The 18,927-nt window shown below is 66.4% G+C and carries 14 protein-coding genes and 2 tRNA genes; 10 read left to right on the plus strand and 6 right to left on the minus strand.

Translation table 11 applies throughout. The features are described from left to right. Positions 1-12: 12 nt before the first annotated feature. The 6 genes from JYA52_RS03100 (at position 13) to JYA52_RS03125 (ending at position 6,814) form a co-directional block, all read left to right on the plus strand. The gene (locus tag JYA52_RS03100) at positions 13-1,176 is read left to right on the plus strand and encodes a cystathionine gamma-synthase (protein ID WP_205651685.1); all 1,164 of its coding nucleotides are present in this window, start codon (positions 13-15) and stop codon (positions 1,174-1,176) included. Continuing rightward, positions 1,173-2,531: a glycosyltransferase 87 family protein gene (locus JYA52_RS03105; protein WP_307869292.1), complete on the plus strand. Its 1,359-nt coding sequence runs from the start codon at positions 1,173-1,175 to the stop codon at positions 2,529-2,531. Before JYA52_RS03100 ends, JYA52_RS03105 begins: the two co-directional genes overlap by 4 nt. A 50-nt stretch (positions 2,532-2,581) precedes the next feature. Then, positions 2,582-3,139 carry a winged helix-turn-helix transcriptional regulator gene (locus JYA52_RS03110; RefSeq protein WP_205651686.1) on the plus strand — a complete coding sequence of 186 codons (558 nt, stop codon included), beginning with the start codon at positions 2,582-2,584 and terminating at the stop codon, positions 3,137-3,139. Then, positions 3,136-4,545 (plus strand): MFS transporter, encoded by a 1,410-nt coding sequence (locus JYA52_RS03115; protein WP_240459902.1) that lies wholly within the window; start codon positions 3,136-3,138, stop codon positions 4,543-4,545. The genes JYA52_RS03110 and JYA52_RS03115 overlap by 4 nt, the downstream gene beginning before the upstream one ends. Positions 4,546-4,625: 80 nt before the next feature. Continuing rightward, on the plus strand, positions 4,626-6,035 hold the full coding sequence (locus JYA52_RS03120; RefSeq protein WP_205651687.1) for a glycosyltransferase 87 family protein: 1,410 nt from the start codon (positions 4,626-4,628) through the stop codon (positions 6,033-6,035). After that, on the plus strand, positions 6,032-6,814 hold the full coding sequence (locus JYA52_RS03125; protein WP_240459903.1) for an SDR family oxidoreductase: 783 nt from the start codon (positions 6,032-6,034) through the stop codon (positions 6,812-6,814). Before JYA52_RS03120 ends, JYA52_RS03125 begins: the two co-directional genes overlap by 4 nt. A 69-nt stretch (positions 6,815-6,883) precedes the next feature. On the opposite strand, the gene JYA52_RS03130 is transcribed toward JYA52_RS03125, so the two are convergent. The 5 genes from JYA52_RS03130 to JYA52_RS03150 are packed head-to-tail and all read right to left on the minus strand — an operon-like array spanning position 6,884 to position 12,104. Next, entirely contained in the window at positions 6,884-7,432 is a 549-nt protein-coding gene (locus tag JYA52_RS03130; protein ID WP_205651688.1) for a methyltransferase family protein, read from the minus strand. A gap of 45 nt (positions 7,433-7,477) precedes the next feature. Further along, positions 7,478-8,698, minus strand: coding sequence for an acyl-CoA dehydrogenase family protein (locus JYA52_RS03135; RefSeq protein ID WP_205651689.1), 1,221 nt, complete (start codon positions 8,696-8,698; stop codon positions 7,478-7,480). Between the two features lie 23 nt (positions 8,699-8,721). Next, the gene (locus JYA52_RS03140) at positions 8,722-10,254 is read right to left on the minus strand and encodes an APC family permease (protein WP_205651690.1); all 1,533 of its coding nucleotides are present in this window, start codon (positions 10,252-10,254) and stop codon (positions 8,722-8,724) included. After that, on the minus strand, positions 10,251-11,462 hold the full coding sequence (locus tag JYA52_RS03145) for a glutathionylspermidine synthase family protein (RefSeq protein ID WP_205651691.1): 1,212 nt from the start codon (positions 11,460-11,462) through the stop codon (positions 10,251-10,253). Before JYA52_RS03145 ends, JYA52_RS03140 begins: the two co-directional genes overlap by 4 nt. Further along, entirely contained in the window at positions 11,463-12,104 is a 642-nt protein-coding gene (locus JYA52_RS03150) for a Tat pathway signal protein (RefSeq protein ID WP_205651692.1), read from the minus strand. It abuts the gene before it with no gap. Positions 12,105-12,323: 219 nt separating this feature from the next. On the opposite strand from JYA52_RS03150, the gene JYA52_RS03155 reads away from it, so the two are divergent. The 4 genes from JYA52_RS03155 (at position 12,324) to JYA52_RS03170 (ending at position 16,134) form a co-directional block, all read left to right on the plus strand. Further along, positions 12,324-12,977 carry an MOSC domain-containing protein gene (locus JYA52_RS03155; protein ID WP_205651693.1) on the plus strand — a complete coding sequence of 218 codons (654 nt, stop codon included), beginning with the start codon at positions 12,324-12,326 and terminating at the stop codon, positions 12,975-12,977. Positions 12,978-13,512: 535 nt separating this feature from the next. Beyond that, a complete protein-coding gene (locus tag JYA52_RS03160; RefSeq protein ID WP_205651694.1) occupies positions 13,513-15,645 on the plus strand; it encodes a DEAD/DEAH box helicase in 2,133 nt (710 codons plus the stop codon). A gap of 279 nt (positions 15,646-15,924) precedes the next feature. After that, a tRNA-Thr gene (locus tag JYA52_RS03165) sits at positions 15,925-15,996 on the plus strand. Between the two features lie 61 nt (positions 15,997-16,057). After that, a tRNA-Met gene (locus tag JYA52_RS03170) sits at positions 16,058-16,134 on the plus strand. A 42-nt stretch (positions 16,135-16,176) separates the two neighbouring features. On the opposite strand, the gene JYA52_RS03175 is transcribed toward JYA52_RS03170, so the two are convergent. Next, entirely contained in the window at positions 16,177-18,753 is a 2,577-nt protein-coding gene (locus JYA52_RS03175) for a hypothetical protein (protein ID WP_205651695.1), read from the minus strand. Positions 18,754-18,927: the final 174 nt, after the last annotated feature.

The raw sequence follows: 18,927 nt of genomic DNA on the forward strand, positions 1-18,927 counted from the left end.
CCAAGGAGCCCCATGTCAGTCTCTGAAAACCAAGGATTCAACACCCGGGCCGTGCACGCCGGCCAGGCCTTCGAGCCGCGCACCGGCGCCGTGGTGCCGCCCCTGCACTTCTCCTCCACCTACGCCCAGGACGGCATCGGCGGGCTGCGCGACGGCTACGAGTACGGCCGCGGAACCAACCCCACCCGCGACGCCCTGCAGGAACAGCTCGCGGCCCTCGAGGGCGGCACGCACGCCTACTCCTTCAGCTCGGGACTGGCCGCCGAAGATTCACTCATCCGCGCCCTGTGCCGGCCGGGCGACCACATCGTGCTCGGCAACGACGCCTACGGCGGCACCTACCGCCTGATCAGCCGGGTCCTCGGCGACTGGGGGATCGGCAACACCCCGGTGGACATGTCCGACCTCGACGCCGTCGCGTCCGCCGTCGCGGCGCACAAGACGCGCTTCGTATGGGTGGAGACTCCCTCCAACCCCTTGATGAAGATCACCGACATCGAGGCGCTCGCCAAGGTGGCGCACGACGCCGGGGCCCTCCTGATCGTCGACAACACCTTCGCGTCCCCCTACCTGCAGACCCCGCTCGCCCTGGGCGCCGACGTCGTGGTCCACTCCACCACCAAGTACATCGGCGGCCACTCCGACGTGGTGGGCGGCGCCATCGTGGTCAAGGATGCCGAACTGGCCGAGAAGATCGGCTTCGTGCAGTTCGCGGTCGGCGCGGTCTCCGGGCCAATGGATGCCTTCCTCACCACACGCGGACTGAAGACGCTGGGCGTGCGCATGGACCGGCACAGCGACAACGCCCAGGCCGTGGCGGAATGGCTGCTGGAACGCCCCGAGGTGGAGGCCGTGCTGTACCCGGGGTTGCCCTCGCACCCCGGCCACGACCTCGCCAAGAAGCAGATGAAGAAGTTCGGCGGCATGATCTCGGTCCAGTTCAAGGGCGGTGAGGCGGCGGCACGGAAGGTCGCCGAATCCACCTCGGTCTTCACCCTGGCGGAGTCCCTCGGCGGCATCGAATCCCTGATGAACTACCCGTCCGAGATGACGCACGCCTCCGTGAAAGGCACCGAACTGGCCGTCCCCGTCAATCTCATCCGGCTTTCCTGCGGCATCGAGGACGTTGAGGACCTCATCGCCGACCTCGAGCAAGCCTTCGCGTTCATCCAGTGAAGGTGACCCCGGAGGCCACCGGCCAGACGCTGGACGCACCTTCAGAGGCGGCAAGTTCCAGGGCGGCAGGTTCCAAGGCGGCAGCGCCCAACGCCGGCCGCGGCCACTCCGCGTTCGGATGGCTGGCGACGGCGGGCGGCGCGGTTGCCGTCCTCGTTGCCCTGGCGGTGCTCTACTCCCACTACGCCCCGGTGATGAATGACTTCGAGGTGTATTACTACGGCGGCACCAAGGTGCTGCAGACCGGTGAGGGCGGAGTCGGCGAACTGTACGCAGTCCGCGACGGGCTGCCGTTTACCTATCCGCCGTTCGCCGCGCTGCTTTTTGCCGGCCTCGCGACGCTGACGTTCGGCCAGAGCAGCGCGCTCTTCATCGGCGCAGCTCTCGGGGGAGCCGCCGTGGTGTCCGCCTGGCTCAGCCGCCACTACTTCGGCCTGGGCCGCTGGCGCGAGGCAGCGGCGGACTGGCGCTTCCGGACGGTTGCGCTGGCAGGCACCGGGGCGATCCTGCTCCTGGGGCCGTGGCGCGACACGTTTGTGTTCGGACAGATCAACATCATCCTGATGGGCGTGATCCTGACCGACTTTGCCCTCCACGGAAAGTCCCGGGCCGGCGAAATCCGGTGGCCGGCCGGCCTGCTGATCGGTCTCGCCGCAGGCATCAAGCTGACCCCCTTGGCGTTCGGCCTGTACTTCCTGGTCCGCCGCGACTTCAAAGCCCTGGCCTGGATGGCCGCCGGATTCTTCGGCTCCATCGCGCTCGCCTGGGCGGCACTGCCGCACGCTTCGGCCGCCTTCTGGACCAGGATCCTGCCGGACACGGGCCGCATCGGCGGGCCCGCTTACGTGGACAACCTGTCCGTCAAAGGCCTGCTGCTGCACTTCGGAATGCCGGACTCCGGCCTCACCAGCGTGCTGTGGCTCGTTCTCTCGCTTGCCCTGGTGGCCCTGGCCGCGCTCGTGATCAAGTGGGCGCTTGCCGTCGACGAGAACTTCGTGGCGGTGTCAGCAACGGCCGTGCTGATGCTCCTGATCAGCCCGGTTTCCTGGTCCCATCACTGGGTGTGGATGGCTGTGGCGCTGCCGTCCATGGCGTTCGCGATGCACCGCGTGCCCACGCGGAGCGGGAAGATGCAGCTGGCCGGCTGGATCATCGTGGCGGCGTCCGCCGTGGCGTTCTACCTGGCGCCCAAAGACCTTGCCATGATGGCCGGAGCCGAAGAGTGGGGGAAGGACCCTTCGACCCAATGGCCTTTGATGGCAGCCAGCCTGGGCGTGCTCTGCGGCATTGCCCTTCTGGTGTATTGGGCCTTGGCCTACCGGCCTTCGAGGACCCTCTTCTCCGCGCCGAGATGACACTTCGCGCGTAGCTAGCTTTCTTCAAGAAAGTCAGCTAGGGTCGCAGCATGGCTCTCCGCTCCGACTGGTCCCAACGTACGTGCAGCATGGCCCGCGGACTCGACATCCTCGGCGACGCCTGGGGGATGCTCGTCCTGCGCGAAGTGTTTTTCGGCAACGGCCGCTTTGACGCCATACGGGAGCGCCTCAGGGTGGCGGACTCCGTTCTCACCAAGCGGCTTGCAGCCCTCACTGACGCCGGGCTGCTGACCAGGAGGCCGTACGACGACGGCGGCCGCACCCGCCAGGAGTACGTGCTCACCGCTGCAGGCGAGGACGCCCTGCCGGTGCTCAACGCCGTCGTCATCTGGGCGGAAAAGCATCTGCCTGCCCCGTCGGACCAGGCCCACATGTATGTCATCCATTCGACGTGCGGCCGCCGGACCAGTTCGGCGGACACATGCACGGAATGCGGCGAGCGGCTCACTGCGGAAAACACGAGCTGGCACAGCCTGGCCCGGACCGGCGCGCCGGTACAGCTGGCAACCGCCGCAACCAAGGCCGCCGGAGCAATCAAGGCCACCGGCGACACCAACGCCACTGAAGACAAGGGGACAGCAGCATGAGCAGCAGCCAACGGACGCGGAGTTCGAGTGTTCGGCCCGGGATCCCGCCGGCGACGCCGCGCCGCCGGCTGCACCCGGCCTGGATCGTGGCGGCCGTGGCGTTCCTGGCCCTCGTGGGCGCGGCCGGCTTCAGGGCCGCTCCGGGGGTGCTCATGGTGCCGCTGCAACAGGAGTTCGGCTGGTCCACCACAGTGCTGTCCGCGGCTGTCAGCATCAACCTGGTCCTGTTCGGGCTCACCGCCCCCTTTGCCGCCGCCCTCATGGAGAGGTTCGGCATCCGCGCCGTCACTGCCTTCGCGCTCATGCTGATCGGCGCGGGCAGTGCCCTGACGGTGCTGGTCAACCAGTCATGGCAGATCCTGCTGACGTGGGGCCTGCTGATCGGGCTGGGCACAGGTTCCATGGCGCTGGTCTTTGCGGCGACCATTGCCAACACGTGGTTTTCCAAGAGCCGCGGACTGGTCATCGGCATCCTGACCGCTGGCAGCGCCGCCGGCCAGCTGGTCTTCCTGCCCTTCATCGCCATGCTGGCGCAGGATCCCGGCTGGCGGCAGGCCTCCCTTCTGATCGCAGCGGGTGCCCTGGCCGTGGTCCCGCTGGTGCTGAAGTTCCTGAAGAACTCACCGGCCGACGCCGGGGTGCTGCCCTACGGCGCGGAGGCCCCGGCACCTGAGGCCGCACCGGAGTCCGCGTCCCCTGCAGGGGCGGCAGGCGCGCCGGCGTCGGACACACCGGCGGCCCGTCCCGCCGGCAACGCCGCCGTCCGCGCCCTTCAGGTACTCAAACGGGCCAGCAAGGTGCGCACGTTCTGGGCCCTCGCCGCCGGCTTCGCCATCTGCGGTGCCACCACCAACGGACTCATCGGCACGCACTTCATTCCCTCCGCGCACGATCACGGCATGCCGGAAACCACCGCGGCGGGCCTGCTGGCCGTCGTCGGGATTTTCGACATCCTGGGCACCATCGCCTCCGGCTGGCTGACCGACCGCTTCAACCCGAGGATCCTGCTTGCGGTGTATTACCAGTTCCGCGGCATCGGGTTGCTGGTGCTCCCGCTGCTGCTGAGCGCCACAGTCCAGCCCAGCATGATCGTGTTCGTGGTGATCTACGGGCTCGACTGGGTGGCCACCGTGCCGCCCACCGCCGCCATCTGCCGCCAGGTGTTCGGCGCCGACGGCAGTGTGGTGTTCGGCTGGGTGTTCGCCGCCCACCAGCTGGGTGCCGCCGCAGCGGCCCTGGCCGCGGGGGCGATCCGGGACGCCACCGGCCACTACACGTACGCCTGGTTCGGCGCCGCCGCGATGTGCACCATTGCCGCGGTCATCAGCGCCACGATCCGCAAGGACGCGTCGAGGGCGGGGGACACGGGGCGCCGGGCTCCGTTGGAAGCGGCCAGCCCTCAGTAGAATGAGCGCGGGCGCCGCCCGGCATTTGACCGGGCCCGGGTCCTTCGGCACTGACGGCATCACACCACGGGGGACACTGAATGGCACTGCTCGACGCCCAAACCAAGGGCGGTCCTCCTGACGCCCTTGCTACTGGCGCCCGCGCTCCTGACAGCCTGGCCGGTGACGGCCCGGCGGGAACGGTCACCAGGCAGGAACGGCTGCGCGATCCCCGGATCTCTGTGGTCGCCGCCGAGCTGCTCACCGTCGTCGCCGTACTGGTCGCCGCCGTTTTCATCTCATCGCGACTCGGCGACTGGAGCGAGAAGGGCGGGCTGGACTTCAGCGTCTACTGGCACGGCGGCAGGGTGCTTCATGAGACCGGCCTGGACCCCTCGGGTCTCTACCGCCTGACACTGGAATGGGCCGGCGGCCCGCAGCTGCCCTTTACGTACCCGCCGTTTGCTGCGCTCCTCTTCAGCCTGCTCGCACAGCTGCCGCAGGCAGCTGTCCTGATGTTGTTCAACGCCGCCGGAGTGGCTGTGGCCGCCTGGGTGGCGGCGAGGGGTGTCCGCTACTGGAACGCCAAACCTGACTGGCGCAGCACCTTTGCCGCGGCTACATGGCCCTCGCTGCGGAACCGGCTCGGGGCGGTGGTGCTGCTTCTGGCTGTCCTGAACCTCGGTCCGTGGCGGGAGACCCTGGCCTTCGGCCAGATCAACATCCTGCTCATGGGGATGATGGCGGCAGACCTGCTGGGCCGGAACGCCCGCTGGAGCCGGGGCCCGCCCGGGAGCGGATTCCTCGTGGGTGTGGCGGCGGGCATCAAGCTGACGCCACTCGTGTTTGGCCTGTACTTCCTGATGCGCAAGGACTGGCGCGGCCTGCTGAACATGGGCGCCGGATTCGCTGCCACCGTGCTGCTCGGCTGGTTCCTCCGCCCCGCCGAGTCCCTGCGGTTCTGGCTCGAGATCCTTCCTGACACGTCCCGGATCGGCGGGGCGGGGTACGTGGACAACCTCTCCATCAAGGGTGCGCTGCTCCACTTCGGCGTCCCCGCCGCCGGCGTCACCGTTCCGTGGCTGGTCCTGAGCCTGCTCGTGGTGGCATTGGGCGCGGCGGTCATCAGGACTGCCAGCGGGCAGGGCGTACGGGTGGTGGCCATTTCCGCCACGGCCCTCACTATGCTGCTGATCAGCCCCGTGTCCTGGTCCCACCATTGGGTCTGGATGGCCGCCGTGCTGCCGGCATTCGCCTGGACCCTGCGCCAAACGCCCCGCCGGCACAAGGCGGCGCGCTGGCTCATGGGAGGCCTGCTGGGTGTGTCGATTGTCGTGTTTTTCTTTTCGCCCAAGACCATCGGCTCTGCGCTGGGAGCGGAGAACCTCGACCTCCAAACGCCCGGGCTGTGGATCATGGCATCCAGTGCCGGCGTATTTTGCGGGCTGGCCATCCTGGCCTGCTGGTTCGTGGTGCTGCGGCGGGGCAACCACAAGGAGCTGCCGGCATGAGCCACGGTGTGGAACCCCAGCCTGCAGAACACCAGCGCAAGATGGCCCTGGTCACCGGCGTCGGCCGGCTGGCCGGGATCGGCGCCGGCATCGCCCGGCAGCTCGCCGCCGACGGCTGGGACCTGGTGCTGACCTACTGGCAGGACTATGACGCCAGGATGCCATGGGGGATCCAGCCGGACGACGTCGAACGGCTCACCGCAGAGCTGGAGGCCATCGGCGCCAAGGTGGTGGCCGTGCCAGCGGACTTTCAGGATCCAGAGGCCGTGGACCGGCTGATGGCCAGCGTCGCGGAGCAGGCCGGCACGCTCCAGGGCATGGTGCTGAGCCACGCGGAGTCCGTCGATTCGGGGGTCCTGGACACCTCGCTGGAAAGCTTCGAACGCCATTTCGCCGTGAACACCCGCGCCAGCTGGCAGCTGGTGGCTGCGTTCGCCCGGCAGGCAGGGCACGACGGCGGCGCGATCGTTGCGCTGACCAGCGACCACACAGCGTTCAACCTTCCGTACGGCGCGTCCAAGGGGGCGCTGGACCGGATCGTCATTGCCGCCGCCCGGGAGCTGGGGCCGCTCGGCATCAGCGCGAACGTGCTGAACCCCGGGCCGGTGGACACCGGCTGGATGGGCGAGGAAGTGCGTGAGGAGGGCACCCGTCGCCAGCCCGGCGGCAGGCTGGGAACGCCGGCGGACGTAGCGGGCACGGTGGCCTTCCTGCTGTCCCCGGCCGGCCGCTGGGTCTCCGGCCAGCTGATCAAGGCCGACGGCGGCTTCTCCGCCTGACTTCCGCCTGACCGGGCGGGCCAGTGCCCCTTAGCCGGTTTGAGGCTGCCGAAACAGGTTTCGATGAACTCAACCAGCGGAGGCCGACTCCGGGGAAACCGGCCGCCAGGGGGAGAACCGGGGCAGCCAGCGCGGGACGTTCTCCCTGTAGACCTGGTAGTCGGCCCCGAATTTACGGGCCAGCGCAGGCTCCTCATAGAACTTCACGAACGCCGACACCGGCAGGGCGCCCAGCGCGGTGGCCACGAGGAGCTTCGGCTGGCCCAGCAGCAGCCCCTGCCCGGTCACGGCGGCACCAATCGCCACGTACATAGGGTTCCGCACAAAGCGGTACAGGCCTCCGACCACGAGGTGTTTCGGCGGCGCAAACGGCGCCGGCGTTCCTACTGCTTCCACGGCAAAGTGAACGAAGGAGTTGGCGATCACGGCCGCTCCGGCTCCGACCAGCAGGGTCCCGGCCAGCTGGGCCGGGGCGCCGCCGGGGACCGGGGTTTGCACCTTCCACCGGGTCACCAGCCAGGGAACCACTCCGGCCACGGTCGCGGGGCCGAGGGCGAATATTGCCGTTCCTACCGCAGCACGCCTGCGTTCACTCCTGGAATCGCCGGTCTCCGTCATGCCGGTAATTCTGAACCGGCGTCCGGATGGCCACAAGAGTCTTGCTTACCGGAAGGCGGACAGCCCGGTGATGTGCTGGCCGAGGATCAGCATATGGACCTCGTCCGTTCCCTCGTAGGTCCGCACCGACTCCAGGTTCGCGGCGTGCCGCAGCGGAGAGTAGTCCAGCGTGATCCCGTTGCCGCCCAGGATGGTCCGGGCCTCGCGGGCCACCTTGATGGCCTCGCGGACGTTGTTCAGCTTGGCCATAGAAATCTGTGGCGGCTGCAGCCGGCCGGAGTCCTTGAGCCTGCCCAGCTGCAGGGCAAGCATGGTGCCCTTCTGGACCTCCAGCAACATGTTCACGAGCTTTTCCTGCGTGAGCTGGTATCCGGCCAGTGGTTTGCCGAACTGCTGCCGGTCCATCGCGTAGTGCAGGGCGGCCTCGTAGGAGTCGCGGGCAGCGCCCATCGCGCCCCACGCGATGCCGTAGCGGGCCTCGTTAAGGCAGGAGAACGGTCCGCTGAGTCCTCGCGCACCGGGCAGCAGTGCCTCCGGTCCCAGCCGGACGCCGTCGAACGTGATGTCGCACTGGACTGAGGCGCGCATCGAGAGTTTCCGCTCAATGGGCGTGGCGGTGACCCCATCGGTGCCGGCCGGGACGAGGAAGCCGCGGACGCCGTCGTCGGTCTTGGCCCACACCACCATCACATCGGCAATCGAGGCGAGTCCGATCCAGCGTTTGGCGCCGTCCAGGATCCAGCCGGCGTCCTCGCCCGTGCCGTCCTGCCTGGCCACGGTGGCCATGGACGACGGGTCCGACCCGGCGGAGGGCTCGGTCAGCGCGAAGCAGCCGATCAGCTCGCCGGCGGCCATGCGGGGGAGCCATTCCTGCTTCTGGTCCTCGGAGCCCCACTTGTGGATGGCAGACATGGCCAGCGAACCCTGCACCGAGACGAACGTGCGGATCCCGGAATCACCGGCCTCGAGCTCCATCGCCGCCAGCCCGTATTCCACCGCCGTGCGGCCGGGACAGCCGTAGCCTTCCAGATGCATGCCGAGCACGCCCAGCTCACCCAGTTGCGCGGGCAGGTGACCGGGGAAGACGCCGCGGTCGTACCAGTCCGCGATGTCGGGCCGGATCTGCTGGTCCGTAAAGTCGCGGATCCGTTGCCGCAGCGCCAGCTCCTCAGGGGTCAGCAGTGAGTCCAGGGCCAGGATGTCTGAGGGGTCGGGAAGGCCGTACTCGGCCGTTGCTGCCGCGGGGTCAAGGGCGTCGTTGCTCATGCCAGCATCCTACGGTGCATACGTCATCCGACGGGGCCGCCCTGGGGTCCGGACGCAACGGGCTGCCTGCCTTGGAAATAGGCTCGCGTGGACGGCAGGAACCGGCAGACCACGGCCAGCACCACGCCCAGGCCCAGCAGCACCACGCCGCTGACAAACGCGCCCCCGACGCCGAAGATCTCGGTGTCCCCGTAGGCCGGGTCCCACATCTGGACAGCGGAAACAAAGAACGCGGCGGTAAGGGTGAGGGCGCCCACGAGCGGCAGAACGCCGCGGAGCCAGAGGTTCCTGGCCGAGTCGCGGAGGGTTCCGCGGAAGTACCAGACGCACGCGAACCCGGTCAGAGCGTAATAGAACGCGATGAAGAGGCTGATCGAGCTGATCGAATCCGAGAGCAGGTTTTCGCTAAGAAAGCTCATCGCCACGTAGTACACGACGGCAGCGGCGCCCATCACCTGCGTCGAAAACCCGGGGGTCTGGTTTCGGGCATGGACCTCACCGAACTTCGGCGGCAACGCGCCGTGGACACCCATGGAGAGGGTTCCGCGCGCTGTCGGAAGGATGGTGGTCTGCGTCGAGGAGAGCACCGAAGCCAGGACGGCGACGACGATCAGCCAGCCCCATGGGCCCAGCACCACGTCCTTCATGGCGAGGAAGACGTCGTTCTGGTTTTCACTGTTGCCGAGGCCGATGCCCTCTGACCCCACTGTGGCGTACATCATCACCAGGAGTGCCACGGACACGTAAATGGCCACCAGGACGAAGGCCGAGATCACGGCGCCCCGGCCCGGGGTGGTGGAGGGGTTCTCTGTTTCCTCGTTCACCGCCAGGCAGGTGTCCCACCCCCAGTAGATGAACAGCGCCAGCAGGGCTCCGTGGACCACCGCGCCCGGATCAGCGAAGGCCCCCACCGGATTGAACCACTCAGAATCGAACGCCTGGCCCTCCGGCGCCCCGCCCGCGATCCTGAAAATAATGGCGACGGCAAAGATGCCCAGCGAGATGTACTGGACGTAGGTCAGGGCACGCTGGACGTGCTCGCCGAGCCGGATCCCGCGGTAGTTCACCAGGGTCATGAAGGCGATGAACACGACGCCCGTCGCGGTGACCACCAGCTTGTTCTCCGCGACAGAGCCGTCGCCGATCAGCAGCCACAGGTACTGTCCCGCCACCTGGGCAAGATTCGCCAGGACGACGACGCCGGCCAGCGCCACGCCCCAGCCGCCCAGCCAGCCGGCCCACGGACCAAAGGCCCGGCGCGCCCAGATGAAGGTGGTGCCGCAGTCCGGCATGGCGCTGTTGAGCTCCCGGAATGCGTAGGCGATGAACAGCACGGGGATGAAGCCCAGGACCAGGATCAGGGGAGTGTAGTTGCCGTTCACAGCCACGATCAGGCCCAGGGTGGCCGCCAGCGAGTAGACGGGCGCGGTGGAGGCCAGGCCCAGCATGACGGAATCGCCCAGGTCCAGGATCCCGGCGTGCAGCCCCTTGGCGGGAACCGCGCTGCCTGGCTGCTTCCCGGCGCCGCCGCCCGCCGTCGTGGTTCCGGTGCTCATAGGGCGATACCTGCCTTGTTGGAGTGGGCCTGGGCCGAGAGGGGCGCCGGGGCGTCGATGGTGTTGGGCACGAACCGGCAGAAGTAGTCGGTGATGGGGCCGTCGGATTCGCGGATGCCGCAGCCCACTGATTCGCCGTCCACCACCCACAGGCCAAGGACGGGGTGGTTGCCGTCAAAATCGGGAAGCGGGTGGAACTGCTGGTAGCACCAGCCTTCGCGGCCGTACCCGCCGGGCTGCTCCATGCTGATGCCTTCGGCTCGGATCTTGATGTTGTCGCCCTCGCGGCCGTGCAGCGGCTTGGCAGCCCACTCCCTCAGCGGCCCCGGCTCATTCAGGTAGGCCGGCAGCAGGTTGGGGTGGTCCGGATACAAATGCCAGAGGGCGGCCAGCAGCGCCTTGTTGGAGAGCAGCATCTTCCAGGCCGGCTCGACCCAGCGCGGATTGTGGGCACGCTGCAGGAGGCGGTGACCGAACGGCTCCTTCAGCATCAGCTCCCACGGGTAGAGCTTGAAGATGGTGCTGATCATGAAGTTGTCCAGGTCCACGAAGCGGTTCAGGTTGGGGTCCCAGCCGATGTCCGACATGTTGATGCCGATGGTGGTCCACCCGGCCTGGCTTGCCACGTCCCGCATGTAGGCCGCCGTCATCCAGTCCTCGCCGGACTCCTCGGCCTCCGAGTGGGCGATGTGGAGCGTGCTCATGCCCGTGCGGTACTGGAGCTTTTTCCACTGCCGGATGAGCGCCTCGTGGATGCCGTTCCACTGGTCCTTCTCGGGAAAGACATCCTGCAGCCAGAACCACTGGGCCACGGCCGCCTCGATCAGGCCGGTGGGTGTGTCGGCGTTGTACTCCAGCATTTTGGCGGCGCCGCCCCGGCCGTCATAGATGAAGTCGAAGCGGCCATAGATGTCCATATCTCCGGCCTGCAGAGACTCGGCCGCCAGCTCCAGGCCCTGCTGGCCGATGCCAATGGGTCCCATGGCGCCGGTGGCCAGGAACTTCGCGGCCTCCAGGCACATCGTGTGCATTTCCTCAGCCGTGACCTCGAGCGCCTCGACCTCGTCCATGGTGAACTCGTAGTACGCCGATTCGTTCCAGTACTCGATCTTCCTGCCGTCCGGCATGGTGGTGGTGGAGAACACCAGGCCCTGCTCTTCGATTTTCTGTTTCCAGTCCGGCCGGGGTTCTGACAATAAGCGCTTCACTTAGCCCCCCGTGCTTCCGCCCTTGGAGCTGCTGCCGAAGCCGCCCCTGCTGACCGTGCCGCCCTTGGTGCTGTACCCCGTGGACGCCTTGGCGCCCTGCGGAACAGTCCTGGTGAAATTCGGATAGGCGTTCCGGCTCTGCCCCACGCCCGGAACACTGGCGCCGCGGGCGTAGAAGTACCAGGCGTAGAGGGCTCCGCCGCGCCCCGCGCTGCTGTTGCACTGGGTGTCCTCCACGCGTTCGCCGGTTTCCTCGTTGAAACACACCTGCGCGTAGTCGGGTTCCTGTTCGTTGCTGGCCACGATCGCCGTGATGGTGCCGGCCAGCAAGGCCGTCACGCCAAGGCCCACCACCACGGTGCGGCGCTGGGAGCGCTTCTTCCTGGCCGCCGCTGAGGTCAGTTCGCGCTCGCGTTCCCGGGCGAAGGGGTCGATGATGGGGCTGGGCTGCGGCGGCCCGGACTGGTCTTGCCCCGCTCCGTCTTTTCCTGACCCGGTTTGCCCCGCCCCGGCGTCCAGCAGCTCGGGCCGGAGCTCCGGCTTGGGCACCTGCCAAGGCGGGGGCTTGGAGGCGCCGGCGGCAGACGCGTCGTCGCGCGCATCGCCGTCGCGGTCTTTGGGCTGGTCTTTCTCCGGGTCCATGGTTCCCCCTGCTGGTCCATGCCGATCTGTTCCTGGCTGATGTGTTCCGGCTGGGCGATCCACGCCGTTGGCGTTGCCGTCCTTGGCGGGCCGAAACCGCACGCAAATCCTGCTGCCAGCCTAGTTGCTGCACCGCCACGCCGCGAACGAATTAATGTGGGCAGATCTCGCCAAGGGTCCGCCGGAACGCCCGGCGGACCGAGAACCTAGACTGTTGCCATGGACACAGCCACTTTGCTAGCCGTCTGCCGGGTACACCAGCTCCTGCCTGATGAGGGGAGCGTGGGCGTCACCGCGATCGACAAGCGCCCTGTGGAGGGGCCGGTGAAAGTGCACAAGCTCGGCGTGCATGGTGACGTCCAGGCCAGCCGGATCCATCACGGCGGCGAGGACCAGGCCCTGTACGCCTATTCCCAGGCTGATGCCGACTACTGGGTCGGCCAGCTGGAGCGTGAGCTGCCGCCGGGCATTTTCGGGGAGAACCTGAGGGTCTCCGGCATCGAGACCACCGGCGCCGTCATCGGAGAGCGCTGGAAGATCGGCCTGGATGTGGAAGTCGAGGTCACCTCGCCGCGTGTGCCGTGCGCTGCCTTCCAGCGGCGGATGGGGGAGAGCCAGTGGGTCAAGCGCTTCACCGAGGCCGGACGTGTTGGCACATACCTCCGGGTGATCCGGACCGGGTCCATCCAGGCGGGCGACCATATCCACCGGCTGTTCGTGCCGAGCCACGGCGTGACCATCGGACGTTGGTTCAGCACGCCGGACGTTGAAGCCATGGAGGCGCTCCGGGACGCCGAGGCGGACGGCGAAGTCAGGCTCCAGCCCGAGTACCACGACGAATTCGAGAAGCTGCTCCGCCGCGTCGGCAGCTAACCAGGATCCCGCCCGCCGGCATTTCTGCACCGCTTTAGGCAGCCTGCGGGGAGCCGGCCCTGGAATCGGCGCGCGAGCCGTATCCGTCCGCGCCGGAAAGAGGTGCAAATCTGCGGCGATTCCGCCGGAGGAGGCCGGAACACAGGGCTTGACCGCTGCTTGTGTGGGCAAGCTCACCGGCGCTCCGGGCCCCTCGGTTACCCATGGGCGGGAGTATGCCCTACACTTGAAATATCCCCCACTCCGGAAATCCCTTATTCCTGCCCAATTTTTGAGGCAGGACTGGCAAGTGTTGGAGTCCGCAACTGTGATGCGGGCATTTTCATAGGGAGAGCCGGCTAAAGAAAACGCTGTACAGACTGCTGGGATAGCAGCCAAGAGATGCAGCGGGAAGTCCTGCCACGGGATTGCGAAAGCGCCGGACTTCTACGTGACCGGCCGGTCAATGTATGCCCGGCAACCACGGCACATGTACTGCGGCTCCGCTCACCTCGGGTTGTGCCGCCTGGCCCCCTATGGATGAGGAAACTTCCCTATGCCCGAAAACCACAACGACGCCATCGACACCGAAACGGCAACTGCCGAAACCGCGACCGTCGAATTCACTGAGGCCGCTGCCCCCGCAGCGGAGCCCGCCCCTGCCGACGCTCCGGCCAAGGCTGAAGAGGCCCCCAAGGCTGAGGAAGCCCCTAAGGCTGAAGACACCGAAGAAGAGGGCATCAAGTTTGCCGATCTCGGCATCGACGGCCGCGTCCTCGCCGCCCTGCAGGACGTCGGCTACGAAAAGCCGTCCCCCATCCAGGCAGCAACCATTCCGCTGCTGCTTGAAGGCCGCGACGTCGTGGGCCTCGCCCAGACCGGCACCGGTAAGACTGCAGCATTCGCAGTACCGGCACTGTCCCGCCTGGCAGAACTCCACGACCTCAACGGCCCGTCCCGCAAGACGCAGGCCCTGGTTCTCGCCCCGACCCGTGAGCTGGCGCTCCAGGTTGCCGAGGCCTTCACCTCGTACGCCAAGCACATCGATGACTTCACGGTCCTCCCGGTCTACGGCGGCTCCGCCTACGGCCCGCAGCTCGCTGGCCTGCGCCGCGGCGCCCAGGTTGTTGTCGGCACCCCCGGCCGTGTGATCGACCACATCTCCAAGGGTTCCCTGGACCTGTCCGAACTGCAGTACCTGGTGCTGGACGAGGCCGACGAGATGCTGCGCATGGGCTTCGCCGAAGACGTGGAGCAGATCTTCCAGCAGACCCCGTCGGACCGCCAGGTGGCACTGTTTTCGGCCACCATGCCGAGCCAGATCCGCCGGATGTCCAAGCAGTACCTGAACAACCCGGCCGAGATCTCGGTGAAGTCCAAGACCACCACCGGCGCCAACACCCGCCAGCGGTACCTGCAGGTCATGGGCCCGCACAAGCTCGACGCGCTGACCCGCATCCTCGAGGTGGAAGAGTTCGACGGCGTCATTGCCTTCGTGCGCACCAAGATGGCCACCGAGGACCTGGCTGACAAGCTGAGGTCCCGCGGCTTCCAGGCTGCCGCCATCAACGGCGACATCCCGCAGCAGCAGCGCGAGCGGACTGTCGATGCGCTGAAAGAAGGCCGCATCGACATCCTGGTGGCCACCGACGTCGCGGCCCGTGGCCTTGACGTTGAGCGCATCAGCCACGTGATCAACTACGACATCCCGCACGACACCGAGTCCTACGTCCACCGCATCGGCCGTACCGGCCGTGCAGGCCGCAGCGGCGACGCCGTGCTGTTCATGACCCCGCGGGAAAAGTACCTGCTGCGTTCCATCGAGAAGGCAACCCGCCAGCCGGTGGAGCAGATGCACCTGCCCACCGCCGAGACCGTCAACACGCTGCGCCTGGGCAAGTTCGCCGAGCGCATCACGGAGACCCTCGAGTCCGAAGACGTAGCAGCGTTCCGCGACCTGATCGCTTCCTACGAGGAAGAGCACAACGTTCCGGCTGCAGAGATCGCTGCCGCGCTGGCCGTTATGGCGCAGGGCGGGCAGCCGCTGCTGGTCAAGGAACTGCCCGCAGCTCCTGAGTTCCAGAAGCGCGAACGCTCCAAGGACGGCTTCGGCTCCCGCGGCCCGACCCGCACGCTCACCGAGGGCAACGCCACCTACCGGATCGCCGTCGGACGCCGCCAGCGCGTCATGCCGGGTTCCATCGTGGGCGCCATTGCCAACGAAGGCGGCATCTCCTCGGCCCAGATCGGCGGCATCGACATCCGCTCGGACCACTCCCTCGTGGAGCTCCCGGCGGACCTGAGTGCCGACCAGCTTAAGGCCCTGTCCCGCACCCGGATCGGCGGTGAGCTGATCCACCTCGAGCTGGACAACGGCCGCAAGCCGTCCGGTGGCGGCGGCGACCGCGGAGGCTACCAGGGCAACCGCGGCGGCGACCGTGGCGGCAACTTCAAGGGCGGCGGCGGCTTCAAGAAGGAATTCCGCAAGAACGACGGCGAACGTTCCTCCGCGGACCGCGGCGGCCGCTCGTACAGCGATCGTTCCGAGCGCAGCTTCGGCGCTGACAGCGGTGCAAGCCGCGGCCAGGCCAGCGACTCCCGCTTCGGCGGCCACGGCGACGGCGCACGCAAGCCCCGCCACGGCAACGAAGGCGGACACCGCGACTTCAACCGCAAGGGCAAATGGTAATCACAGCCAAGTGGTGACCACCGCCCAGTGGTGACCTCGGGCCCGGGGGACTAGTTCCCCGGCAGTGGTTTCCGGCGACACTCAGGGACCGGCTTTCGAGCCGGTCCCTGAGTGCTTTAAAGGAGCTGCATCTCACAATCCGGCCAGCCCCGGAGAGGCCTTAGACGGCCGTTCTGAAGCCCATAAAAACCGTTCGTGCGCAACTGTTTCGACAGCGCCGGAGCCGTCCTTCCGCCGATTTGTTGAGGATGAAATCTTCCGGTAGAGTATTTACTCGTTGCCCCCCTAGCTCAGTGGTAGAGCGCGTTCTTGGTAAGAACGAGGTCACCGGATCGATTCCGGTGGGGGGCTCTGAATGAGGGCCTGTGTCAAGGCGGTCTTGACCGGCTTGACACAGGTTTTTCTCATTCGTGGCGGTGTAGCTCAGTTGGTTAGAGCGCACGACTCATAATCGTGAGGTCGGGAGATCGAGCCTCCCCACCGCTACCAAACAGAACCCCCGGAATCCGCGAGATTCCGGGGGTTTTTCTGTCAAAGCTGGCGTGCGATCAGCTCACGGTACAGCTTGAGCCATCGTGCCCTAACAACGTCATAGGGCTCTGTCCACTGAGTTTCTACTGTCGCAACACGGATACCGAGTTCTTCCAGGAGAATCTCGGCCCTGATCCACAGAGGAGAGGGCCGGGGATTTTCCGAGAAGCGCGAGGCGACTTCTTCGCCCAGGGCAGTGTCGTTCAGCGCCAGGGCATGTAATGCCAACAGCTCGGCCTCCTGAGCTTCGAGAGGCCCGGCGACCGTCTGCACGGACTGCAGTTCCTCAGCGATGGAGGCGATTTTTGAACGGTCCGTGATGCAAAAGTAGCCGAGCGCTGTCAGTGCGTGCTTCCGTCCGACACGGAAGCCCACGGCCGTCACATAGTCGTAAAACTGGCGGGTTTCACTTTCGTTGCCGGTGCCGCACAGAGCACGGGCACGCACGAGGCGGCTTTCGAGCTCGAGATGGTAGCGCCGGGTCCGTTTCGCCGTGACATCGGCGAGGCGCTGGCTCGTTGATTCCATGAATCCCGAGAAGTCTCCGTGGAACTGACGAATGTAGTCCCGGGTACTGCCTCTTGGCTCCGGGTTGAGTTGGTCCGCGGCGGCCATTCCGTCCTGGAAACGCCGGCCCATCGCGAGCGTGATGGCGCTTTGTCGCCGCAACAGGTCTTTCCTGTCCGGCTGGGTGTCCATCAGCGCGGCGATCTGCTCGCTGGCTTCAGCGAATCTGCCCAAGGATCGCAGCCTGTACGCAATCCATAACGACGCTGACCGTGCCATGCAACCGCCACCTGATTCGAGGCGTTTGAATACTTCCAGGCTTTCTTCGGTGGAACCCATCTCATGGGCTGCAACGTACTCGAGGGTGTCTTCTACTTCGCGCGTCAGTCCCTGGGTCCCGCGGCTTGGCATGACGTCCTCCATGCCGGCAAATGATGGGGTGTGTGGCACGGCCTCGGTGAGCCATTCATCCCAGAGGCTGTAGTCCTGGCAGATGCGCAAGGCAAGCCCGAGTGCGCGGATCATGGCGGCGTCGTCATGGAGTGCCTTGCCGGCGTCGTAGCGGCTGTGTGCCTCGGCGAGTCCCCTTCGGGCAGCGGAAGCCCAATCCCGTTCGGACCACCCGCCTGACGCATGGGGACCCGCTGATTTGACGGCGTCGCGGACGGCGTCGTGGACCCGGAAGGGGTACATCCTGGCAGAGGTCTTGATGATGATGGCACGGCCCGTGAAGCGGATCACCGCGCCCTCATCGACGTTTCCCACGGCTGCAGCAAGGGCGGTGTCAAAGAACGGAAGCAGGCATGCTGCCTGCAGTGCCTTCGTTTCGTCATCGGGCAGGTCCTCGACAAGGAGCTCCATGATCGTGGTCAAATCTCCGCGGACATCGTCCACTCGGACCCGCCGGCCGTCGGCTGCGACGTTCCTGATGTAGGTAGCAACAGCATCGATGTGAATGGGCCATCCCCTGGTTGCTGTGACTATGGCCTCCACCACGGCAGGCTCGAGCGCTATGCCTTCAATTTCCGCACGCTGGGTGACCACGCTCCGGGTGTCTTCCTCGGATAGGGATCCGACGAGATGTTGCCGCGGATCCTCGGCGGCTCCTTTGACAAGGCCAGGCCAGGCTGCGGCCCCGGCCTTGGGCAGGGAGAGTCGCGAATCTGAGTCCCAGTCCATCCGATTTCGTCCCGTGATGACGAACAGCACTCCTGGCAGGGCATGGATACAGGCATTCAGCAGTTCCTCGCCGAGCCTCCGTCCTGGAGTCTGTACCTTCTCGAAATGGTCTATGAAGATCACAGGTACTGGACGTTTGCCCACCGGCAGGGCATTCATGTCCAAGGTCAGCATCGACATGATGTGGGGAACCAGATGCGGCATTTGATTCTCCGGAGACGGCTCCCGTGAACATCTGTCAAGCAGGCGGTCCAGCTGGGGCGCGTGCTTAAAGGCCTGGTGCCGCCGGGCCGCGACCCGCAGGACTTTGATGGCGCTGCGCAGAAGACCGCCTCCGGCTTCGGACACAAGGTTTGAATAATCCAATTCCAGATCGCTGCTGAAGTCCTTGAGGTCCTGCACAACGTTCTGGGCCAAAGTTACGACGCCCGATTCCACGGGCGCAGTGTTTCCTGCCAGCTCGGGCAACGGCTCCCCGGGACGGATACTGCTGAAGTAAGAAGAAAACGCGACGTCGAAAGCGGGCCAGTTCCGTTGGGACTTGCCCATGGTGTCGCGAAGGTCGATCAGCAAGCGTGCGGCGGAGAGGTTGCCGTGCGAATTGTTCAGTTCCCAGCGTCCCGTCACGATGCGATCGACATCCGGGGGCTTCCCCCACTCGCCCGGGTCTTCGAGTTCACCCTTGATCCACGCTTCGAGACGGTCTGACAGCGTGGTTTTGCCGATCCCTCCGATTCCGAAAAACATCAGTACGTTTCGGCGGTTTGGGATCGCCGTTAGATTACCGGAGGACCGGTTGGCGTGGAACTCCAAGGCTGCCGCCATGGCCACGCTTTGGGGGACACGGTCCGCGAACGCGGTAATGGCCTGCTTCTCATCGAAAAAATTCACGTCGTACACGGTGTCCCCCAAGGTGGCGTAGGTAGCCTCAAGAGTCCTTCGGGCGACATTGCAGAGTCAACAAAAAAATCGAGTGTTTCAACGCCAAAGTGCGATGTGACTGGCAGTCAGCAACGGCCATGTGCTGACGGGTGTGCTTCCATGGGGCTTGAGCGTTAACGCCTG

This window comes from Arthrobacter pascens (genome assembly GCF_017052465.1).
In the GTDB taxonomy this organism is placed as follows: Bacteria; Actinomycetota; Actinomycetes; order Actinomycetales; family Micrococcaceae; genus Arthrobacter; species Arthrobacter pascens.

What these genes read in the sequence shown, in the direction of transcription:
- JYA52_RS03130 (WP_205651688.1), bottom strand. Translation starts at nt 7,432, where the DNA reads ATGACGGAGACCGGCGATTCCAGGAGTGAACGCAGGCGTGCTGCGGTA.
- JYA52_RS03135 (WP_205651689.1), bottom strand. Translation starts at nt 8,698, where the DNA reads ATGAGCAACGACGCCCTTGACCCCGCGGCAGCAACGGCCGAGTACGGC.
- JYA52_RS03125 (WP_240459903.1), top strand. Translation starts at nt 6,032, where the DNA reads ATGAGCCACGGTGTGGAACCCCAGCCTGCAGAACACCAGCGCAAGATG.
- JYA52_RS03150 (WP_205651692.1), bottom strand. Translation starts at nt 12,104, where the DNA reads ATGGACCCGGAGAAAGACCAGCCCAAAGACCGCGACGGCGATGCGCGC.
- JYA52_RS03115 (WP_240459902.1), top strand. Translation starts at nt 3,136, where the DNA reads ATGAGCAGCAGCCAACGGACGCGGAGTTCGAGTGTTCGGCCCGGGATC.
- JYA52_RS03140 (WP_205651690.1), bottom strand. Translation starts at nt 10,254, where the DNA reads ATGAGCACCGGAACCACGACGGCGGGCGGCGGCGCCGGGAAGCAGCCA.
- JYA52_RS03155 (WP_205651693.1), top strand. Translation starts at nt 12,324, where the DNA reads ATGGACACAGCCACTTTGCTAGCCGTCTGCCGGGTACACCAGCTCCTG.
- JYA52_RS03100 (WP_205651685.1), top strand. Translation starts at nt 13, where the DNA reads ATGTCAGTCTCTGAAAACCAAGGATTCAACACCCGGGCCGTGCACGCC.
- JYA52_RS03120 (WP_205651687.1), top strand. Translation starts at nt 4,626, where the DNA reads ATGGCACTGCTCGACGCCCAAACCAAGGGCGGTCCTCCTGACGCCCTT.
- JYA52_RS03110 (WP_205651686.1), top strand. Translation starts at nt 2,582, where the DNA reads ATGGCTCTCCGCTCCGACTGGTCCCAACGTACGTGCAGCATGGCCCGC.
- JYA52_RS03160 (WP_205651694.1), top strand. Translation starts at nt 13,513, where the DNA reads ATGCCCGAAAACCACAACGACGCCATCGACACCGAAACGGCAACTGCC.